Below are 20,510 nucleotides of genomic sequence, written 5' to 3' on the forward strand. Positions count from 1 at the left end.
AGAGAATTTCGGAGTGTGGCGCAGTTTGGTAGCGCATCTGGTTTGGGACCAGAGGGTCGTAGGTTCGAATCCTATCACTCCGACCATCTATTTTAAGAGCCTTACAGGCTTTTTTTTATGTATAACGGTTTAGTTTCTGATATAGTAAAATATATCGTAAAGTAAGCTTAGTATATAAAAGTCCTCTAAGAGCGCCTGTAGCTCAGCTGGATAGAGCATCTCCCTTCTAAGGAGGTGGCCGCAGGTTCGAATCCTGCCAGGCGCACCATTTAGCCTGCAAATCTTGCCTATTCTTTGGCAATAGTTATGGCGGTTGTAGCTCAGTTGGTAGAGCCCCGGGTTGTGATCTCGGTTGTCGTGGGTTCGAGTCCCATCAGTCGCCCCATATTTTATTTTGTATATATCTACATACAAATCATATCTCTTAATCTAAAAATATATCAGTAATAGCACTCGCCCTTGATGGCGATTTTTTTATGCCTATTCGATTTTATCTCTATATTATCTTTATAATATTAAACAGATTGAGTTTGATAGCACCTTCAATACTAGATAATCCTCCAAATTCTTATCAACATTTCCTGTAGGTTTTCCTTGAGGCCTAGCGTGACTGTGTCTCCTCTATTATTGTTTAGTAATTCTAATAAGTAAATAGACATGACGTTTTAAATGATGCATTATGCTCAAGTGTTATCACATCCATCGTACTTAATAAAAATTATTTATTGGAGCACGCATTGGCATAGAGCAAACCGACAGAACTTGTTATTAAGAATACTATTATTTTTTTAAGATGAATCGTTATTAATCTGCATTATTGAGGAATTGATTGATGGACGCACTGAGTGTATTGCTGCAAAACGTGCATTTATTTGAGACTAAGTATTACCGTCTAAATGGCACTGGCAATTGGTCTTATTCTATTACTAGAAAAGACACCATTTTATTTTACTTAGTAATGTCTGGCGGTTTTTGCATCGATGTCGGTAATGGTCTACGGGAAGCTCGCGCTGGCGACATGATTATGATTCCGAATGCGCACAAGCATGTGAGTTACGCACTTAATCACCATGGCGATGTTGCTGAGTCGCTTGATGAACTATTGAGCAATTGCACTGAGCGTACACTTGATATCGATGGTGATGGAGACCCCAATTCATCTTTGATACTGATCGAATGCAAATACGACAAAGAGATGATTAATCCTCTGTTGTCAGTACTGCCACCGATATTACCTGAGCTCAATGATGCTGATGGTCGGTTTGAAGTGATCGATGTAGAGATAAAGCTGCTAACGCTAGAAGCTGAGCGTGAGCGTATGGGAAAAACGGCTGTAATCAATCATTGGGCAAGCATCATGATGATTGAATGTTTGCGTGTGTATATTGAAAGCTTGCCTGAAGCTACAGAAAACTGGCTCAAAGCCATGAAGGATCCGTTTTTGACCAAGGCGCTAGCCGCAATGCATGGGGCACCGAGTGAAAGCTGGACTATTCATCAGCTTGCCGAAGTAGCAGGGATGTCACGTTCTAGCTTTGCACAGCGTTTCAAAGACACCGTTGGTATGCCACCACTGACTTATCTGATCGATTACCGCTTACGATTGGCGGCTCGCTATTTACGTTTACAGCAAAACAGTATTAGCCGTATTAGCGAGATGGTGGGTTATGCCTCAGACTCGACTTTTAGTCAGGCGTTTAAACGTGTGTATGGTGTCTCGCCAAAAGCATACCGTCAGCAGTATCGACAGAACAATCTTGCATAGCTTCAGTTGCTGTTTATTTAAGTTATTTAAGTAGAATCTCGATTAGAAGCGCTAAGGTCATCTATATGTCCTTGGCGCTTTTTTTAATTTGTGAATACTTGTTATTTGTAGATGTTGAGTCACTCATATCTATAAGGCCCTTGGTAACTTGCTATGGCTATTTTAGTTAAGGGCAGCTGACAATGAGTCTGTGTTCAGGTACTATGGGTTGATGAGTCGTCGAGACAAAAGCGTTGATGTTGTAGCGCGTTATATGTCCTTATACGATAAGCATATAAAAGGATTGAGACGATGTTTATTTTCGCTGCTGATGGTATGTTATGACTGAACCGACCGCAAAGCTAAATGCAGGAAACAATGGCCAACAAGAGGCTGCTGCAACTGCTAAAACAGAAAGTAATGTTGATAAAAACACTGCTATAGAGAACCCGCATGTCGGCAAAGATGCGCCGAAAAATGAGCCGGTAGAGACACCTGATAAGGCGGCATTATTGACGATGTTTACTTTGTCAGGTATCGATGCGGTAGCAACTGAAGCAGTAATATCTGAGTCATCCGATAGTCTTACAGTAGCTGCAAAACCTGTGGCTCAAGAAACCAATATCGCTACGCAGCGTGTTGCGCTTTATCGTGCTCAGCATGAGCGTACTCGACTGTTATATATGGCATCTGCCAATACGCGTCCTACTTACTTAGTACAAACCCTGAAGCCACAATTCGCAGAATATCAGCAATATTTACTTGCGCAGCAGCTTGATAAACGTGGGTTGATGGATACGGATACGCTCGAAAGACTCTGGCAGCAGCTGCATGTGGTCGATGATATTATTGCAGATATCGTGCGTCATATGCCTGCACAGCAGCCCGCCGGTTGGCAGCTGACGACTCAAGATGGTCGCAATCCATTGTGCTTTGCTACAGTCGGTAAGTTAAAGCACGGCAAGCCAATTCGTGACCAAGGTAGCCTCAACAGTTATGTACTTGGGCATTTTGGCGTGAGTAGCTTTACCTACGATCGAGGCTATTATATCGGTCATGTGGTTGGTTATTTATTCAGCTGTTATTATTGTGCTCACTTGTCGATTACTTATGGCGTCACAGCCCTTGGCCAGCAAGTCGTGGCTGACTATGATTACGCCAGTCTTGAAACCCCGCATATGGTTAGATTATTACAAGGTCTTGACGGTTATTGCAAAAAACGCATTTATCAGTTGGCCGTTATTTGTGCGCGCTTGAGTGTTTTCGCGAGTGATAAACGTATTGAAAGAATGCTAATCGCTGAGGTTAATGACTTTGATAAAAAGCTACAGCAGCAGCATCTAGATGTCTTATTATTACAAGGTTTAATGCCTGATAGTAATGACTCAACGCCACTTTTTTAAGCGTCACATGTCAAATTAATAAATTTCTATTAAGTCATAAATTATAACTGTCTACCTGTAAGCCTCTTAGGATATCTGCTGCCATGCCTGCCTATCATTTCAAAGCGCTTGACGACCATGGCGTTGTCCAAAAAGGCTTGCTAGAGGGGGATTCTGCGCGGCAAATTCGCCAGCAGTTGCGCGATAAGCAATGGACACCCGTTGAAGTCAACCCGGTCAATGACAGACAGAGTCAGCGCAAAAATCGCTACAAAAAACCGTCTGCATACGAGCTGGCATTGCTGACACGTCAGTTATCTGTATTATTGGCAGCAGGTATCCCACTTGAAGAAACCTTGGCAGCGGTTGCTAAGCAATCTCCAAAGACTCACATCAAATCTCTGATGCTTGCAGTGCGCTCACATGTCTTGGAAGGACTCAGCTTAGCACGTGCTCTGCAACAAGCCGCTAGCTTTCCACCGTTATATATCGCTACGATTGCTGCAGGCGAAAAATCTGGTCACCTCGACCTTATCCTCAATCAGCTAGCAGACTACACCGAAAACCGTTTTGCTCTCCAAAAGAAAATCCAAGGGGCTATGGTCTATCCAATTGTCCTGATGGTAATGGCAATCGCGGTAATTATGGGGTTAATGAGTTTCGTTGTGCCCAAAATTGTCAAAGTCTTTGAACAGTCTGAGCAAGCGCTGCCTTTGATTACTCAAATCGTTCTCACGCTATCGAATATCATTACTCAGTGGTGGTGGTTAATATTATTGGTATTGGCAAGTACCGCATTTTTATTCTACCGTTTTGCCCAAACGCAAGCAGGTAAATTAACAATTGATAGCGTGGTGCTTAGATTGCCGATACTTGCCAGATTGTCCAAAGGTCTGAATGCCGCGCGTTTTGCCAGTACCCTTGCGATACTAGTACGCTCAGGAGTGCCTTTAATTGAGGCATTACATATCGGTGCTGCGGTCATGACCAATTTGCATATCCAAAACACCATTATCACTGCGGCTGATAGGGTCACAGAAGGCTCTAGTTTGTCTAGCCAGCTAGAGAAATCTACTTACTTTCCACCGATGATGGTACAGATGATAAAAAGTGGAGAGAACTCAGGCGAGCTTGAAAATATGCTGAGCCGTGCCGCCAATATGCAGGAAGCAGAAGCAACCAATTTTATCAGCACCTTATTATCATTACTTGAGCCTTTAATGCTGGTGTTGATGGGCGTAGTAGTTATGATTATTGTAATGGCGGTTATGTTACCTATCGTTAATATGAACGATTTAGCAGGCTAAGTTAATTCGCTAGCCGATGATTTATCATACTTTTTACATACAGACAGCTTCCTATCTCCAAAACCTCTATTTAGTTCTCTTTTACTCTATTCATATCACCTGACTTACTTGCTAAACCTTGGAATAGCTTTCTTAAGGTTTGCTTACTGTTGTATATTGTTGAACGAACGCTATTTTTGCTATGGCAAACACCAGCGCCGCGCTATAGTAAGCACGGTTTAATAGTCATACAGTTGGTGTCATTTAATATTTAGCTTTGGCTAAAATAGCAAACCCAAATTCAAACTAGGTACAGCGCTGGATAAAAATAAAACCATGGTTTATAGTGACAATAGTTTCAGAGCTCATTGATATATCATTGATGAGAGCCACAATAGAACGCCACTTTTACTATTTACATAACTGTGATGACCAAAGCGATGACTATGACTGACAAACTCCAAGTAAGTATGACGCCAAAAAGTGCTATTCAAAATACGCAATCCCATCCAAATATTGTAACTGACCATAAGAGTGCTTCTTCAGCTATGCAGCGCAGTGCGACAAAAAAGTCTGGTCAAGCAGGATTCACTCTTATCGAAATTATGGTCGTCATTGTGATCCTAGCCATTCTTGCTGGATTAGTGGTACCAAAAGTAGTTGGTCAAAGTGATAAGGCCCGTGTTAAAACAACTGAAACGGCGCTTGCTACTGTCTCAAATGCGCTAGATATGTATAAGGTTGATAACTCGCGCTATCCAACGACCGCTCAAGGTTTAGAGGCGCTTACGACACCGCCAGCTGATGCAAAAAACTATCCTGAAGGTGGGTATATTAAAGGTGGCTATCCAACTGATGGCTGGGAAAATGAGATGCAATATGTTGCACCAGGTAGTGAAGGGCGACCTTATGATTTATTTTCATTAGGTGCTGATGGTCAACAAGGTGGTGAAGGTCAAGATGCGGATCTTTATGCTCAGCTATAAAGCTTAATAACAGCCGTATAGTGAACAAATTCTGATACTGATATAGCTTTGTAGAATGAAACATTCGTTCATCCATGCACTTTCAACAATTTATAAATATCAACCAATATTCCCTTATTGGTTGATATTTTTTATCAGTAGATAAACTGCCTACTGTTCAATACAAGTTTGATAGCCAATGCTATGAATATATCTAGGCGCTCAGCAAAACAGTCATCGCAAACTGCAATTAAAGGTAATCATCTATGTTGATCCAACAGTCTAATAAATATTTTTCTAAAAACCTTTATAAATTGGTTCTAACTGTTGCAAGCACTTCATTAGTAACGGTCTTGTCAATGACATCGGTCAGTGCACAAGCAGCAGGGCTAAACGACTTATTTAAAAATAGCTCCTCGGCAAAATCAAAGTTCTTACCAGTGGATGAAGCCTTTCAGGTGGTCAGTAATACCAAAGCGACTTCCAAAGGCACGCGGTTGTCGATTAGTTTCGAAATTACGCCAGGGCATTATGTCTACAAGGATAAGCTTACGCTGAGCTTCCCTAAAGGAATAAACGCTACACCGTTCACTTTCAATCAAGCACCAGTATCAATCAATGATCCGACCTTTGGTCAGGTTCCTGTATTTACGCAAAGAAGCGTCATTGCAACCACGACGCTGACGACCAGTAATGGTAAGGGCGCCAAAAACGCACCCATTATTATTGGTTGGCAAGGGTGTGCAACAGCAGGGCTATGCTATCCACCAGAAAAAGTCAAAACCAAGATAGACATTGCTGCGACACGCAGATAAATATCGAGCAGATTGATTAAAATATCGGTAATAATAGGTAGCCATTCATGTCCATCAAGACATCACCAAAGTCCTCATCATCTAGCGTATCTACTCATTCGAAAAAATCCCATATCTTAGCGCTTGCTATCGCTAGTGGCTCATTGCTGACAGGGTTATCAACGACATCAACGGTACAAGCGGCAGGGTTAGGCGACCTTTTCGGTAGTAGTGAAAGCTCATCGAAGTCAAAGTTCTTGCCAGTAGATCAAGCGTTTCAGGTAAGTACAGATAGTACCCCTGTTAAATCGGGTACGCGGTTATCTATTAATTTCGATATCACCCCTGAACATTACGTCTATAAAAAGCAAATCAAACTTACGCTACCCGCTGGCGTGACGGCGGCACCTTTTACCTTTAGCCAGACACCATATTCGATAGATGATCCAACATTTGGCAAAGTACTGGTATTTGACCAAGCAAATATGGTCGCTACCACCACACTGACGAACGATAGTGGCAAGAATATAGAAGACGGAGCTATCGTCGTCGGGTGGCAAGGTTGTGCAAAAGCAGGACTATGCTATCCACCTGAAAAGATTAATACGACTGTCAATATTGTAGCCGCATCGACACAGGTATCAGCAGATAGTGAGAGTACTGCGAGCTCGACCGACTCAGAGAATAGTGCTACGGCGAAACCAGAGGAAGTAAGCTCAACAGCTCTTGATAATACTTTGCCTGATGAGGCGCAAGCACTGACAGACGATGGTGCTATTGACTATGATCTCATTGATGACAGCGCTGTAGAGTATGATTCTTTAGATAGTAGTGCAGCGACGAGTACGATTTCTGCAGCAAATAGCAGCGTAACAGGCGAGACGGCCAATAGCGAAAGTACCTTGAGCAACAGTTTCGTTGATAGCGATCCTTTTGGTTTGGCCTCTCACCCTTGGTTGGCATTAGTACTATTATTTTTAGCAGGCTTAGGCTTAGCTTTGACGCCATGTGTGTTACCGATGCTACCTATTGTGGCCAACATTGTAGCCCGCGAACAAAACCCAACGGTCAAACGCGGTGTCATCTTGACCACCAGTTACGCGATTGGGGTAGCGACTGCTTATGGTATTTTGGGTGCTGTTATCGCAGTATTCGGTGAGTCTTTAGGTATTATTGGTTGGCTGCAGAATCCAATTATTCTCATTAGCTTTGCTATTGTTTTTATACTTCTCGCACTATATATGCTGGGTCTTTTCAGTGTGCGATTACCACAAGTGATCAGTCGAAAGATGCAAGGCCTAAGCCAAGCAGGTGACAGTAAGCTTGGTAGTACAGGCGGCAGTTTGATCGCTGGGTTTTTATCAGCGCTAGTCGTGTCACCTTGTGTTTCTGCGCCATTATTTGGGGCATTATTGGCGGTCTCTACCATTGGTAGTCCTTTGCTCGGCTTTGCCGCTTTATTCATGCTAGGTTTTGGTTTATCAGCGCCGCTTATCTTAATCGGTGCTACTCAAGGCAAGATTATGCCAAAGGCAGGCGAGTGGATGAATTGGGTCAAGCAAGGTTTTGCTTTACTACTGTTTGCCGTGGCACTGCTATTGATTGAGCGCGTGTTTATATCGCCAGTCATGCTGATGGTGTGGGCGTTATGGTTTATGGTCGTGGCAACATGGGCATGGAGTTGGCTAGGTAAAGGTCGTATGCTGACCCAAGCATTAAGCCTTATCGCTGGTATTTGGGCAGCATGTTTAATAGTCGGCGCTGCACTGGGTGATGACGATAGCTTACATCCATTAGCGTCATTGGGTGCAGCACCGATGATGGTACAGTCAACGTCTGGTCAACCAGTGAATAGTGATAGCACCACTGATAAAACGATCACGACGCTGGTAGAGCTAGATGCCATTGTTGCAGCAAATCCGAATGTCATTGTCGATCTGACAGCAGAATGGTGTATTGAGTGCCGCATTATGGACAAGAACCTGTTTCATAATCGTCCAGCGCAGATGCAAGATTGGCAACTAGTGAAGCTCGATATCACTGAGACGACAGCAGACTCAAAAGCCGTGTTGTCTCGTTACCAACTCTTTGGTCCACCAGCGCTACTATATTATATTGATGGTCAGCTAGTAAATCAGCAAGTTGGTGAGATTGGTCGCTCAGAGTTTGAGCAAACATTATCGGCGTTGAACAACTAATATTTAACAATGAACACTTAAGAAACCAGTGTGATATTTCGAAAGTTTTTAAGAATGTTAAGAAGGCCAGTATACTAAGAAAGTATGCTGGCTTTTTTGATGCCATTAAATCCATACTATGGAATGTTTATTAAGTATTTGTTATATAAGTAATTATATTGATAGGTGCTTATTTTAACTGTCGATAAAGCTAGTATCGTACTTATATTTTCATTACAATAAAGAAACAATGCAGCAGGGGCGCCAATTGTCATTTTTTCCGCTTCTAATATCTGCGATTAGCTGATAGTCTCAGTCAATTCTATTTTAGCGACAACGCTAATGGCTATATTAATTACCTCATATACTCTGCTAGCGCTAATGCTAGTTAGATAAAGGACACTTATGTTTGCCCATACCATTACTCAGCGTCACCAACAGCCGTCTTACCAGAATGCACATATGCCTCTTCGTATTGCAGTTGCGCTTGCGTTGAGTTGTACCGCGATACAAGTACAAGCTGCTGATGATTCTCAAACCTATAACGAGCTGCCAGCACCTGAAGCTGCGTTTGAATATGAGGATCTTGACCTATCGCAGAGTCTCGATAACAGTGCTATATCTTCTGATATGAGTACACAAAGTGGCACAATAATTAGCAAAGAATTTATTGCTCAGCAAGCCAAGCTGTTTTCTGAATGTACTCAAGTCCAGTCTGGTGCTGCTCGCCTTGCTTGTTTTGATAAGGTAGCTGAACAAGGTAAGACACCAAGTTATACCTCAACCAAACAACCAATTGATTTGGCAAAAACTTTTCAAAGTACGGTCTCAGGTAATCCAAAAGTGATATTGGCTGAGTCTCAAACGGCGATGAGTGGGACTACAGTTGAAGATGCAGATACCATCTTAATGACCAATCAGCAAACAGCAGCCAGCAAATTGAAGGCAAACGGTGACGTAGAAGTAGATGCTGAAACGAATAGCGAGGCACAGATTTTAGAAAATGTCGGTGTCACTCAAACAGACATCGAAAAATTCTCGCCACTCAGTCTATCTTACGACCTAGATAAAAACAGTGAGCGTGGTACTTGGACGGTCAGACCATATCGACCGACGTATCTGTTGCCATTATTTTATACTTTCGATCCCAATTTAAATCCAAGCACACCATCACAAGAGACCGAGTCTCTAACTGCTAACGAGATGCGTGAAACTGAACTAAAATTCCAACTATCTTTGAAGACAAAGGTGGCAGAGGATTTGTTTGATACCAGTGCTGACCTATGGTTTGGCTATACTCAAGAATCACATTGGCAAGTTTATAACGAAGACAACTCACGTCCATTCCGTGCTACAGACTATCAACCTGAAATATTCCTGACCCAACCAGTAACAGCAGATCTACCTTTTGGTGGACGTTTACGTATGCTGGGCGCAGGTGCTGTGCATCACTCGAATGGACAAGATGATCCATTATCACGCTCATGGAACCGTGCTTATCTCATGGCGGGCGCAGAGTGGGGCAGACTCTCAGTCATACCGCGTCTATGGGCTCGCGTAAATAGTGATAGTAATAGCGATGATGACAACCCAGATATCGAAGACTACATGGGCTACGGTGATATCAAATTCTTGTATGACTTGCCGGCTGATCAGAGCATTAGTGGTACCTTGCGCTATAATCCAAGTACCAATAAAGGTGCTGCGCAAATCGACTATATCTATCCTATCTCAGAGAACGTTAATGGTATGGTTCAGCTATTCCAAGGCTATGGTGAGTCGATCATTGATTACAATCATGAAAATACCTCTATCGGCTTCGGTATTGTACTGAACGATTGGAAAGGGCTTTAATTTAGAAAGGACATCAATTTGAGAAAGGCTCTAATATAGGTAAATTTTATTATAAGTTATGAAAAATAATAGTTTATGCGCCGCTTAGCACCTTATCAAACTGGACTGTGGTTGGCAGAGTATATGGATATGCGCTGCCAACTATGCCGTATTTATCGTAGTACACCACAATCTCAACTACTGCGCCATCAAGCACCATCTAGCCTACATAATATAGTGGATGCGCCGCCTACACGGACAGCCTTAAAGAAACACTCTTTTCTTACTAATATCGTTCATCAAGCAAACAGCTATTTGAGCAGTGGTTTAATTTGTGCTCACTGTCACAACGATATCACTTGGTTACCAAGACCTTTTGAAGTTGATATCGCTCCTAGCATATCTCTATCTATCCAAGCCTCTACTTACTACGAGTATCCAATACGTCAAGCTATCCGAGCATTTAAGCATCAAGAGGATATGACGAAATTGCCGTTACTATTGCATGCTATACGTCAATTACCGCGTCCACACGGTTGTCATCGCAATAACAGCGTGATTGTTGCTATGCCAACGACAAGTCAACGATTGGTCAAACGAGGGTTCGATCCTGTCAGTATTCTATCTGCCCAATTGTCTAAACATTGGCAGATTCCTTTATGGCAAGGCGTTAAGCGTATTGACGATACAGTTAGTCAGCAAGGGCTGTCTCGTGCCGAACGTCTTAGTAACTTAGATAACGCCTTTGCTCTAATCGAAAAGCCTCCTACAAAACGCTTACTACTATTCGATGATGTATCTACCACAGGTGCAAGCTTACAAGCATTAGCGCGAGCGTTCATTCCACCTGCAGCTGTAAAATCAGCAAAAGATAGCAGCCATGATAGTTATCAAATTTCTGCTTATGTGTTAGCACATGGCAGCAAATCCTAAACCCAATTTATCTTTATCAGTAATATCTAATTATTGCTAATATATTTCCTTAACGCTATATTGTTATAGATATGTATATTAATTTTTTGCTATGAGCTAAATGTCTAAGCAGTTTTTTGGCGGACTAATATATGAGTGAAGGAGGCCAGAAAGCGCCTGTAGTCATTTCTACATGATGTTTATTAGATATCGTGGAATGAAAATTGCATGTTATTAAATAAATATATGTAGAAAATCATGGTAGTAAGGCAACAATATAAGATACTCGTAATCAATATGCCATAAATAAAAGACAGATAATCGCAGTTTTAAATAGGAACACGGTGTGAATGCATCTTTGAACACTCTACTACCTAAGCTGAAGAACGTAAGCTCAGGTTTTACCTTAATTGAATTGATGGTAACCATTGCTGTTCTTGCCATTATTGTGAGTATTGCAGCGCCTAGTATTAGTACTCAACTTGCTAATCAGCGTGTGAAGTCGACTACTTCCATAATAGAAAGCGCACTAAAAGAAGCTAAAGCTGAAAGTATTATTAAACGGCAAAATACTAGTGTTATTTATAACAATACTGCTAATCCTAGAACGATCACTGTGCAAAATAGCAGTGGTACATTACTTACTTATAATATAAATGACAGAAACACGGTGACGATCACGACTATGGGTAGTACTCCAGTTGCTATAACTACAGTTACCTTTCAACCAAACAAGGTCATTGCTAGCGATGAAAGTATTATGTATACCATTTGCGATACTGGCTCAAGCAATATTATACCTAGGCAAGTAAGTGTTAATAAGATTGCCAATATTAGTACTACAAACTCCGGAAGCTGCTCATGATTACTAAGTCTAGACAAGTAGGTGTAGGGCTAATAGAAGTTATGATTGCATTGCTATTGCTGAGTATCGCGGTGCTTGGCTATAGTGCACTGCAAGGACAAGCTATCAAGGTCACTAATGAATCCTTTGAACGCTCTCAGTCATTGGTAATGATGCGAAACATTGCAGAAAGAATACATTCAAATCCTTTTTCTATTAAAACTTATGAAAACGAAATTAATAAAACATCTTCTATTACTGCGCCTACTACACAATGTGGCTTAAATGGTGTAGCAGTGACTAAGCTTTGTACAGCAACAGAACTTGCAGTAGCCGAAAGTTATAGGATCAAGTTAGATTTACAGAGTTATGATTTTCAGATACAGATGCATCCTTGCCCTAATACTGGTGGCATAGGAACTGATGCAGCCACTAATATTATGTACTCATATTGTTTGATATCAGCTTGGGGGGAAACGACACCTACTATTGGTACAGATGATGAGACTGACTGTTTGACGGAAAGAGTGGTCGATGATAAAGATAAGACGGTAGTGGCTGGTGGTAATTATTACGCCAGAGCGACGTGTATGATGATGGAAATATAATATGAATCCACAACATCGAGACTATCCACAATCAGCTGTGCCGAGTAATAGCACACTTACTTTGCATACTGTAACTTTTAATAGAGTAAAGGGATTTACGCTAGTAGAGTTGATGATTGCTTTGGTACTTGGTCTATTGATATCAGCTGCTGCATTGCAGATTTTTTATACCAGCTCGGTGAATAGTCGTCGTCAAGAAGCCAGCTCACAAATTCAAGATAATGCTATCTTTGGTTTTTCGCAAATACAGCAGCATTTAAGACGAGCGAACTATGGTGCTAAATCAACCAGTGCTTATGATGAGTTTTTTATGAATCATTTAACGCCGCAAGGTGGATTAGTGCTGACTGCACCAAGTGGTACTGGTACGCCAGTCAGTTGGTTACAGGGTAATCTATCTGGATTGGTATTGAATGGTAAGGCTGTTCCAGCAGCTTTATTATCAAGTAATGCGTCTGGCAATAGCATAAGTAACATAGATGGTATTACTAATAGCGATCAGTTAACGATTCAGTATAGGTCGGATAGAACTGGTACTTTTGACTGTGAGGGTACTGCAATACCAGAAGGGTTTTATGTGATCGAGCGATACTTTGTACGGATGGATACTACAGTTACACCCAATGCTCCTGGATTGGCTTGTGCATCGGCTATTTATGATTATGATGAGTCAGTTGCTGGAAGCCCAACTGGTATGGATATAAAAGAATACATCGTGCCAGGTGAGACAGCTGGGACAGCTAATAATCTAGCAGGTACAGGTACTATTATTATACCTAACGTTGATTACTTTAGAGCGAAGCTAGGTATATCTTCAAGTAGAGATTTTGCTACAGACCCTCAAAATTTAGACATTGCCTATATACCAATTCCCACCACTACAAACCTTACAACAGCCCTTAGTGCTAAACGTATCGTTAGCCTACAAATTGGTATATTAGCCCGTTCAGACAATCCGACAGCGACTCCGCAAACAAATAGTGAGTTGGCATTTACAGTTCTTGATAAATCTAATGTGAAACTTAATAGTGCTGCTGTCAATGGGCCGACATATTTACGTAATGTCTATGAAACTACAGTGCTATTACGTAATGCTAGAGGGGGGTTGTGATGAGATCTAAATCTATAAATAATTCTAAATTATCAACCAGTTTATCCAGACAAACTGGTGCAGTATTAATCGTAGTATTGTTAGTACTTATTTTAATTATGATAGTAGGGGCGATTGCTGTCAGACAAAGCACTACGGACTTAAAGGTGGCAACAGCCGACCAAGTCAATAAACTTCTGTTTCAGGCCAATGATGCTGCTTTACTAAAAGTTGAAAAAGAGGATCGTATCTTGAGTGCTGCTAGCCGTGAGAAGAATGATACTCTAAAGGGTTATATGTCTAGTGGCGAACGTGAAGGTCACAAAGTCAGTTTTTGCGTTAGACCACGCAGTACTAAGCTATTTAGTATCCTTGAAATAAGTGAGGTGGATCGTAACAACGCCTTATTGACCTCTAAAAATAACGGTTATTGTAATCCTGACGATAGTAATGACTATGTCAGTGAAGGTCGCGTGATTACTCAAATGACTTTTGTTCGACCTGAAAGTACGAGTATATTTTCTCAAGAAGGCTCAGGTACCTCGTCAAACGATGTTGAACCTTCTACAACAGGGGTCAATGCAGCTATTGGCTGTACTACTTTTATAGGCTACGTAACTTCGGTTATACCTGCATTATCTAGCGCGCCATTAGGAAATGCTGCGAGCAAAGATACTACTTCTATAGCAGGTTGTTTTAAACAACCGCGTACTGGGACTGATACTGTAGATAGCTGCTTAACTGCACTAAGTGTTCCGTATCAAACGCAACAGCAGACTTATATAAACCAGCCTGTTGGCGTTACCTGTGTATCTGGAAGCTAAGAATATAATTTTTCAACTTGTCGTAGCAATATATAACAGTACCAGTTTATTTATAACAGTAATTAGTATATGGGTGGTTATTATGAAAGTTCCGAACAGAATCAAAGTTAATAAGGCCCATCCTATTACTACAGGTTGGTCTCTAAAATTACTATCGACTGTAGTATTAGGCTGCATGGCTAGTAGTGCAGGTCATACGACGGATCTGGAGATATATCAAGGAGCTACTTACGGTAACGCTTCTATTATGATGATGCTCGATAACTCAGGAAGTATGGATACAAGAAGTATTCGCAATGATTATTCAGCTGTCTCTTCTAGTGATGGTACCACTTCGGGAAAGCTAACTCAGGATCTTTACGATGATAAAGGTGTAAAAACAAATGAGTCTTATGAGTATGATGTAACTTATGTAAAAAAAGGCACTACAAAATACTACGACCGTATGTCACGTCTAAAAATGGCGCTTATGCCAATGTTTGCCAACCCGAAGAGTAATACCGCCTTTGGTGAGAATGTCGATTTAAGTAAATATAGAATAGGACTGGGTAGCTTCTATATTAGTTCTGGAAAAAATGGCGGTAAGATTATTAATCCAGTGTTAGATTTGACTTTAGACAATCGAAGAAAGTTACTTGCGACAGTTAAGTCTCTGAGTGCCAGTACTAATACGCCTACTGCTGATGCCTATGCTGAAGCAGGTGCCTATATGCTCGGGACTAACACGCAGAAAACAGAGACTGAAACAGTCTATACACCAGTAGGTGCTGTAGAGCATCGCAGTAATAATAATAAGAAATACTATTTGTACAATTGTTCTAACGTTAGCTCAACCACGTTTACGTATAATAGTAATACACATTTCTACTGTAATAATTTATCTAACATTGGGCCTAACGGTGGTGCTAAAGATCTCTCAGAACTTAAATTGAGCGACTTAGGAGCTTATGATTCAAGTAAAAATATAACAATATCCAGCGACAATGGAACGTTAACTTATTACTATCGCGCACAGACAAGAGAGGTCGTATCCAATTCAGCAAGTGGCTTTTCGCAATCTTCTGATGATACTAAAGTAAAGCCAGAGTTATCGAAGTACGATTCTCCTATCAAGGGTGAAGCCAATCAGTGTGATGGGTATGGCGTTTATTTTCTAACGGATGGCGAGCCTAATACATCAACTACTGATACTATTAACCTGATGGAAAATAGCTTGGCGGGTAGCTCGTTAAGTATGGGCAGTTCATGTGACTCTGGTTTGACCAGTACAGGCACTACATTCAAGGCAGCTTCTAGATGGGAGTGTATTGGTGAATATTCTAAAAACTTATATAACAAAAGCAACCCTAAAAGTACTCTTATTGCGACGGCAACGGTTGGCTTTGGTAGTGTATTCAAGCAACTCACAGATAAAGGAAAAATCACTAGAAATATTACTCGACCTAGTGGTGTTGTGGAGAAGGTAGAAGTTTATCAATGTGATGCTGACGGTATTGGTCAAGATGCCAAGAATCTATGTAAACTTGGCGAAAAAGGCGAAGGCTATGGTAATGGTGGCTTCTATTACACCGAAGAGCCAAAAGATATTGCCAACAGTGTTAGAAAGTTTATTGAGGATGTTAGTACTGCGGAAATTGATCCAATATCAGCAGGCACAATGTCGGTACCGCTTGATAGTCTAGGGGGGCTAGAATCTCGTCAATTCGCCTACTTACCTATTCTTGAGCCGATTCCTAAATCACCATTGTTATGGAAAGGTAATCTAAAGAAATATAAAGTCAAAAACTCTACTTTGCTTGGTGGTGACAACAAATTCGTCTTTTCTGATAGCAGTGGCCTGTTTGCAAAAAACACTCATGACTTATGGAATACAATCACTGATACCAGTCGTCTTGATACCGCGAGACCTGATGGCGGTGCGCCGCAAATCGGTGGTGCTTATCAAAAAGTATTTGAAAACGCTACTACTGGTATAGGTAACAGAAACTTGTTTGTCGATAGTGGTGATAGCCTGGTCAATCTGAAAGTGGCTAATAACAAGCCAGTAAACTTTAATTCTTTATCGACAACATATAATGATAAGCAGAAAGTAGCTCTACTTAACTTTATGGGTTATAGCGAACCAGAAGAAGCGAAGATCAAAGATAACACAGCGCTCACGTCTACTCAAAATAAGGCATTAAAGAATATTGGCGGTGTTTTGCATTCTATACCGCAGCTTATTACCAAAGAAGTAGCGGTTGATGCTACTGGCAAGTTCGATACCAGCAAGCGTAAAGATTATATTATCTATGGCTCTATGGACGGTGCGCTACATATGCTCGACGATAGTACGGGCAAAGAAACCTTTACTTTTGTACCAAAACAGATTCTTGATTTGCAACCTAAAGCACTCACTGGTAGTGGTTCTGCAGAAGATGGTAGTTATCCATACGGTGTCGATGCCCCTTGGTTAACTTATGCCTCTTATACTACTAAGTCTACTACTACAGGTACCGGTGCTGCCGCAACAACTGTCAATACTTACGAATCTGATCAAAGCTTTGCATTAGGTGGTTTGCGGATGGGCGGTTCTATGTATTATGCGTTAGACGTCTCAAACTTCGAAAGTCCTAAAATAATCTATAGTGTGGGTTCGAATTACGCTAATCGCTTAAAAAAACTTAGTACAGATATAAGTGGTGTCAAAAATGGTGTTAGTGCTATTACTAGTAGCGCAGCTGCATCTGCCGACCAAAAAGCCTATGCTCGTATGGGGCAAACATGGGGTAAGCCCGCTCTTGGCTATGTCAAAAGTGGCGGCAAACGTGTCATGGTTAGCTTTTTACCTGGTGGCTATGATGCTTGCTATGAGAATCCAACGTTTAAGTTAGATACCAGTTATCCGGATGATACTCAATGTAGCAATAAAGACGTTGCCCAGGGCAACAGCATTTATATGGTACAAGTAGGTGAGGTCATAACCGAAGCCAATAATGAAGAAAAAGTAGATACTTCAAAAAACAATGGTAACTTATTATGGTGGGCAAGTAATAGCGGTATTGGTAGTAACAGTACTTCTCGCTCTGCTTCATTACAATACTCGAAGGCAGATGACCTTAAGCATAGTGTTGTCACTCAGATTAGAACTCTAGATCGTAATTATGATGGTCTAATAGATCATATTTATTTTGCTGACTTGGGTGGTCAAGTATGGCGAGCAGATATCAATAACAATGCTGATACTGATAATTTCAAAGTAGACCGGGTAGTAAAAATATTAGATGTCAGTGATCAAGTTGGTACTGGTGATGCACCGCCGCGCATTTATGAGCGTCCGCTGATTACTTTCTATAACGGCAAGTATGCTTATAAAGATGCAGCTAATGCAACAGGTAATGCCAGTGGCGTACAAGCTATGGTAACAGTAGGGACGGGAGATCGCAGTAATCCAGTAACCGCAACCAGAAATATGCCTGACGCTCTATACAATATTATCGATAAGGATGTTACCCGTAGCGATTTATTCTATTATGGAACTGGTACAGCAACGACGATTAGCATGCGTACACCTGTAAACAAGGTTGGAGTTGCATCAGATGAAAATAACAAACTACAAAAACTGACGTTCTCAGCTACAGATATTGGTTCAAATGGTATTAAGCAAAATATGCAGAACAATGCGGTCCAAGGATGGTATATGCCATTTAACACTTGGCTAAACGAGACGACACAAACTACTGGTCCTTACAAAATAAAAATGTTTAATGAACCCGATGCATTAGCTGGAGTATTAGTGTCCTCCTCATACAACCCTGACAAAGGACAAGTGATCCAAGCATGTAGTGCTGGTGTTAAAGGTGAGACTCAACGTGAACGTACTTGCTTGCCTTATGGTGCTTGCCTAGATGGCACAGGTAATGATGTACTGACCAGTCGCTCTACGTTTAATGCAGGTTCAGGGATTGTCGATAATATTGTAACTCAGTTTAATGATACTAGTATTTTTAGCGGACTAGTTAATCGATGTGAAGGTAACTCTTGTACGCCTACACTTATTTGTCCAAATGGCAACTGTGATCTTGTACCGCCTACTTGTACGGGTCCTACTTGTAGTCCTCTAGATGGTTTTAATACTGACAAACGTATTAATCCACTCAGTTGGATTGAGCATTGATATGTCTCATTTATTAAACCATAAGGCTACGAAACAAGTAGGCTTTACTCTTATAGAGTTGATGATTGTTATAGCTATGGTTGGTATTTTAGCCGCTATTGCGATACCGAGCTATCGTGCCTATATCATTCGTAATGCTGAAGCAGATGTACAGCGTAAAATGCTGTCACTCTCTAACGAACTTGAGCAATGGCGAGCTAAAGCATTAACTTATAAAGGTTTTAAGCCTCGATCAGATAGTATCGCGGATAATACTGGAGCGATCAACCAACCTACTAATAATCCACGCTATATTATTAGGCTTGGACATACTACAGGTAGTACGCCAACATTTAGTACATTACATGAAGGAAGCGCGCGTGCTACAAACTGGGTAATGATGGCGACACCAGTCGATCTTACAGGTGCGAGCAGCTTTAAGATTACCAGCCAAGGTGTACGCTGTGCCAACAATATAAGTTTTGATATTGCGAGTAATAATTGCGGGATAGGGGGGACAACATGGTAACAATCAATGGGTCGGTTAGCACAGCAATATCCTCTGGGTCTTTTTCAAAGCAAGCTGGCTTTACACTTATAGAGTTAATGATCGTCGTTGCTATCATAGGGGTATTGGCAGCTATAGCGTATCCTAGTTACCAAGGGTATGTAGAAAGGACCAATCGTGCGGATATGATGAGTGAAATGCAACAGATTGCCAGTCGTATTGAGTCAAGCAAGGTCAACTATAAGCGCTATGATAGGATACCACTCTCGTCTATATTTTTGGATACTCCTGCTACAAATGGCAGTGTAAGTTTCCCTAATTCGGGAACGGCGCTTTATACAGTTACAGCAGGTACAGGAACGTGGGGAGAGGTAGACTGGACGACAAGCACTGGTACATTAGCAGGACGTGATTGGACTATTATAGCAATACCAGTTACCGGTCGACGTATGGCAAATGATGGTAGTCTGACTTTGGATGACCGAGGTATTAAATGCCGAATTATAGGAACTACAGAAAAATGTGGCAAAGATAATGAATGGAGTAAATAATATTTAAGTTTTACTAAACAATAAACTGACAAAAAATGTCATCATACTTACGGTAAATAATTACAATTTACATGAACTGACAATTTTTAGTAATTTAGTAGTGATATTTACACAGATAGTTATCAAATACCAAAAATATAAGCATCTATATAGTATAGGTATCAATAAAAAACATATTGTTTATAATAATAATTAGGTTAACGATAATAAGTTGGCACGTTACCTGCAACAATAATAGTACGAAGGTTAGATGAGTAAATTAAATAACTACTCAAACTAACAACTCCATATCTATAATAGATGGCAGATGGTGATACCAAATAGCGTATCAACCGACTTGTTATCGTCTTACTCCAAAGGACATATCTATGAACGCTCAAAAAGGTTTTACCCTAATCGAACTAATGATCGTTATCGCTATTATCGGTATCTTGGCTGCGATCGCTATTCCTGCTTATCAAGGCTATACCGCTAAATCACAAGTAGCTGCGGGATTAGCAGAGATTTCACCAGCGAAAACTAATGCTGAAGCAAAGTTGGCAGAGGGTATTTCTGATACTCTTACTACCGCTGATCTTGGTATACAGGGTTCGACTAGCCGTTGCTCTGCAATTACATCTAGTGTAATAGCGACTGGCAAATCTACAATTGCATGTACTTTAGTAGGTACTTCTTCCATTAATGGTGATACCATTCAATGGACTCGTGATGGAGATACAGACAGTGCAATTGGTGCGTGGACATGCTCAACTAATGTTCCTGAAGAGTCAGCACCTAAATCTTGTACAGTTGGTCTTGTTACTCCTAGCTAATATTATAAGTTACAACAATCATCAAAAAAGGGGAATAGCAATGCT

Annotated in this window: 16 protein-coding genes, 3 tRNA genes and 1 pseudogene; all 20 read left to right on the forward strand. The window is 41.1% G+C overall.

What is annotated here, in order from left to right; translation table 11 throughout:
* Positions 1–9: 9 nt before the first annotated feature.
* The 20 genes and pseudogenes from IEE84_RS01385 to IEE84_RS01475 all read left to right on the forward strand — a co-directional run bounded on the left by IEE84_RS01385 (position 10) and on the right by IEE84_RS01475 (position 20,465).
* Positions 10–86: transfer RNA gene (locus tag IEE84_RS01385), tRNA-Pro, on the forward strand.
* A 105-nt stretch (positions 87–191) separates the two neighbouring features.
* Positions 192–268, forward strand: a tRNA-Arg gene (locus IEE84_RS01390).
* Between the two features lie 41 nt (positions 269–309).
* A tRNA-His gene (locus tag IEE84_RS01395) sits at positions 310–385 on the forward strand.
* Between the two features lie 447 nt (positions 386–832).
* The gene (locus tag IEE84_RS01400; protein ID WP_191114636.1) at positions 833–1,765 is read left to right on the forward strand and encodes an AraC family transcriptional regulator; all 933 of its coding nucleotides are present in this window, start codon (positions 833–835) and stop codon (positions 1,763–1,765) included.
* 320 nt (positions 1,766–2,085) lie between these two features.
* Positions 2,086–3,147, forward strand: coding sequence for a hypothetical protein (locus tag IEE84_RS01405; protein WP_191114637.1), 1,062 nt, complete (start codon positions 2,086–2,088; stop codon positions 3,145–3,147).
* A gap of 83 nt (positions 3,148–3,230) precedes the next feature.
* Entirely contained in the window at positions 3,231–4,433 is a 1,203-nt protein-coding gene (gene gspF / locus IEE84_RS01410) for a type II secretion system inner membrane protein GspF (RefSeq protein ID WP_191114638.1), read from the forward strand.
* Positions 4,434–4,960: 527 nt separating this feature from the next.
* Complete coding sequence (gene gspG / locus IEE84_RS01415; RefSeq protein WP_102094728.1) at positions 4,961–5,398, forward strand: type II secretion system major pseudopilin GspG; 438 nt, start codon at positions 4,961–4,963, stop codon at positions 5,396–5,398.
* Between the two features lie 338 nt (positions 5,399–5,736).
* Positions 5,737–6,192: a protein-disulfide reductase DsbD domain-containing protein gene (locus IEE84_RS01420; protein WP_224737833.1), complete on the forward strand. Its 456-nt coding sequence runs from the start codon at positions 5,737–5,739 to the stop codon at positions 6,190–6,192.
* A gap of 47 nt (positions 6,193–6,239) precedes the next feature.
* On the forward strand, positions 6,240–8,369 hold the full coding sequence (dsbD, locus tag IEE84_RS01425; RefSeq protein ID WP_191114640.1) for a protein-disulfide reductase DsbD: 2,130 nt from the start codon (positions 6,240–6,242) through the stop codon (positions 8,367–8,369).
* A 384-nt stretch (positions 8,370–8,753) separates the two neighbouring features.
* Positions 8,754–10,202: a phospholipase A gene (locus IEE84_RS01430; RefSeq protein ID WP_191114641.1), complete on the forward strand. Its 1,449-nt coding sequence runs from the start codon at positions 8,754–8,756 to the stop codon at positions 10,200–10,202.
* Between the two features lie 75 nt (positions 10,203–10,277).
* Entirely contained in the window at positions 10,278–11,114 is an 837-nt protein-coding gene (locus tag IEE84_RS01435) for a ComF family protein (protein ID WP_224737834.1), read from the forward strand.
* Between the two features lie 325 nt (positions 11,115–11,439).
* Positions 11,440–11,958, forward strand: coding sequence for a pilus assembly FimT family protein (locus IEE84_RS01440; RefSeq protein ID WP_224737835.1), 519 nt, complete (start codon positions 11,440–11,442; stop codon positions 11,956–11,958).
* Positions 11,955–12,545: a type IV pilus modification protein PilV gene (gene pilV, locus IEE84_RS01445; RefSeq protein ID WP_191114642.1), complete on the forward strand. Its 591-nt coding sequence runs from the start codon at positions 11,955–11,957 to the stop codon at positions 12,543–12,545. Before IEE84_RS01440 ends, pilV begins: the two co-directional genes overlap by 4 nt.
* 1 nt (position 12,546) lies before the next feature.
* Entirely contained in the window at positions 12,547–13,656 is a 1,110-nt protein-coding gene (locus IEE84_RS01450) for a PilW family protein (RefSeq protein ID WP_191114643.1), read from the forward strand.
* A 98-nt stretch (positions 13,657–13,754) separates the two neighbouring features.
* Positions 13,755–13,799: pseudogene (locus tag IEE84_RS13230) on the forward strand (hypothetical protein); the annotation flags it as partial.
* Between the two features lie 3 nt (positions 13,800–13,802).
* Complete coding sequence (locus tag IEE84_RS01455; protein WP_224737837.1) at positions 13,803–14,459, forward strand: hypothetical protein; 657 nt, start codon at positions 13,803–13,805, stop codon at positions 14,457–14,459.
* Positions 14,460–14,541: 82 nt separating this feature from the next.
* Positions 14,542–18,615, forward strand: coding sequence for a pilus assembly protein (locus IEE84_RS01460; RefSeq protein WP_191114645.1), 4,074 nt, complete (start codon positions 14,542–14,544; stop codon positions 18,613–18,615).
* A 1-nt stretch (position 18,616) separates the two neighbouring features.
* Positions 18,617–19,123, forward strand: a complete 507-nt coding sequence (locus tag IEE84_RS01465; protein ID WP_191114646.1) for a type IV pilin protein — start codon at positions 18,617–18,619, stop codon at positions 19,121–19,123.
* Between the two features lie 77 nt (positions 19,124–19,200).
* Positions 19,201–19,653, forward strand: a complete 453-nt coding sequence (locus IEE84_RS01470; RefSeq protein ID WP_323969846.1) for a type IV pilin protein — start codon at positions 19,201–19,203, stop codon at positions 19,651–19,653.
* Between the two features lie 368 nt (positions 19,654–20,021).
* On the forward strand, positions 20,022–20,465 hold the full coding sequence (locus IEE84_RS01475; protein ID WP_191114648.1) for a pilin: 444 nt from the start codon (positions 20,022–20,024) through the stop codon (positions 20,463–20,465).
* Positions 20,466–20,510: the final 45 nt, after the last annotated feature.

Origin of the sequence: Psychrobacter sp. 28M-43 (genome assembly GCF_014770435.1) — a bacterium.
Lineage (GTDB): Bacteria > Pseudomonadota > Gammaproteobacteria > Pseudomonadales > Moraxellaceae > Psychrobacter.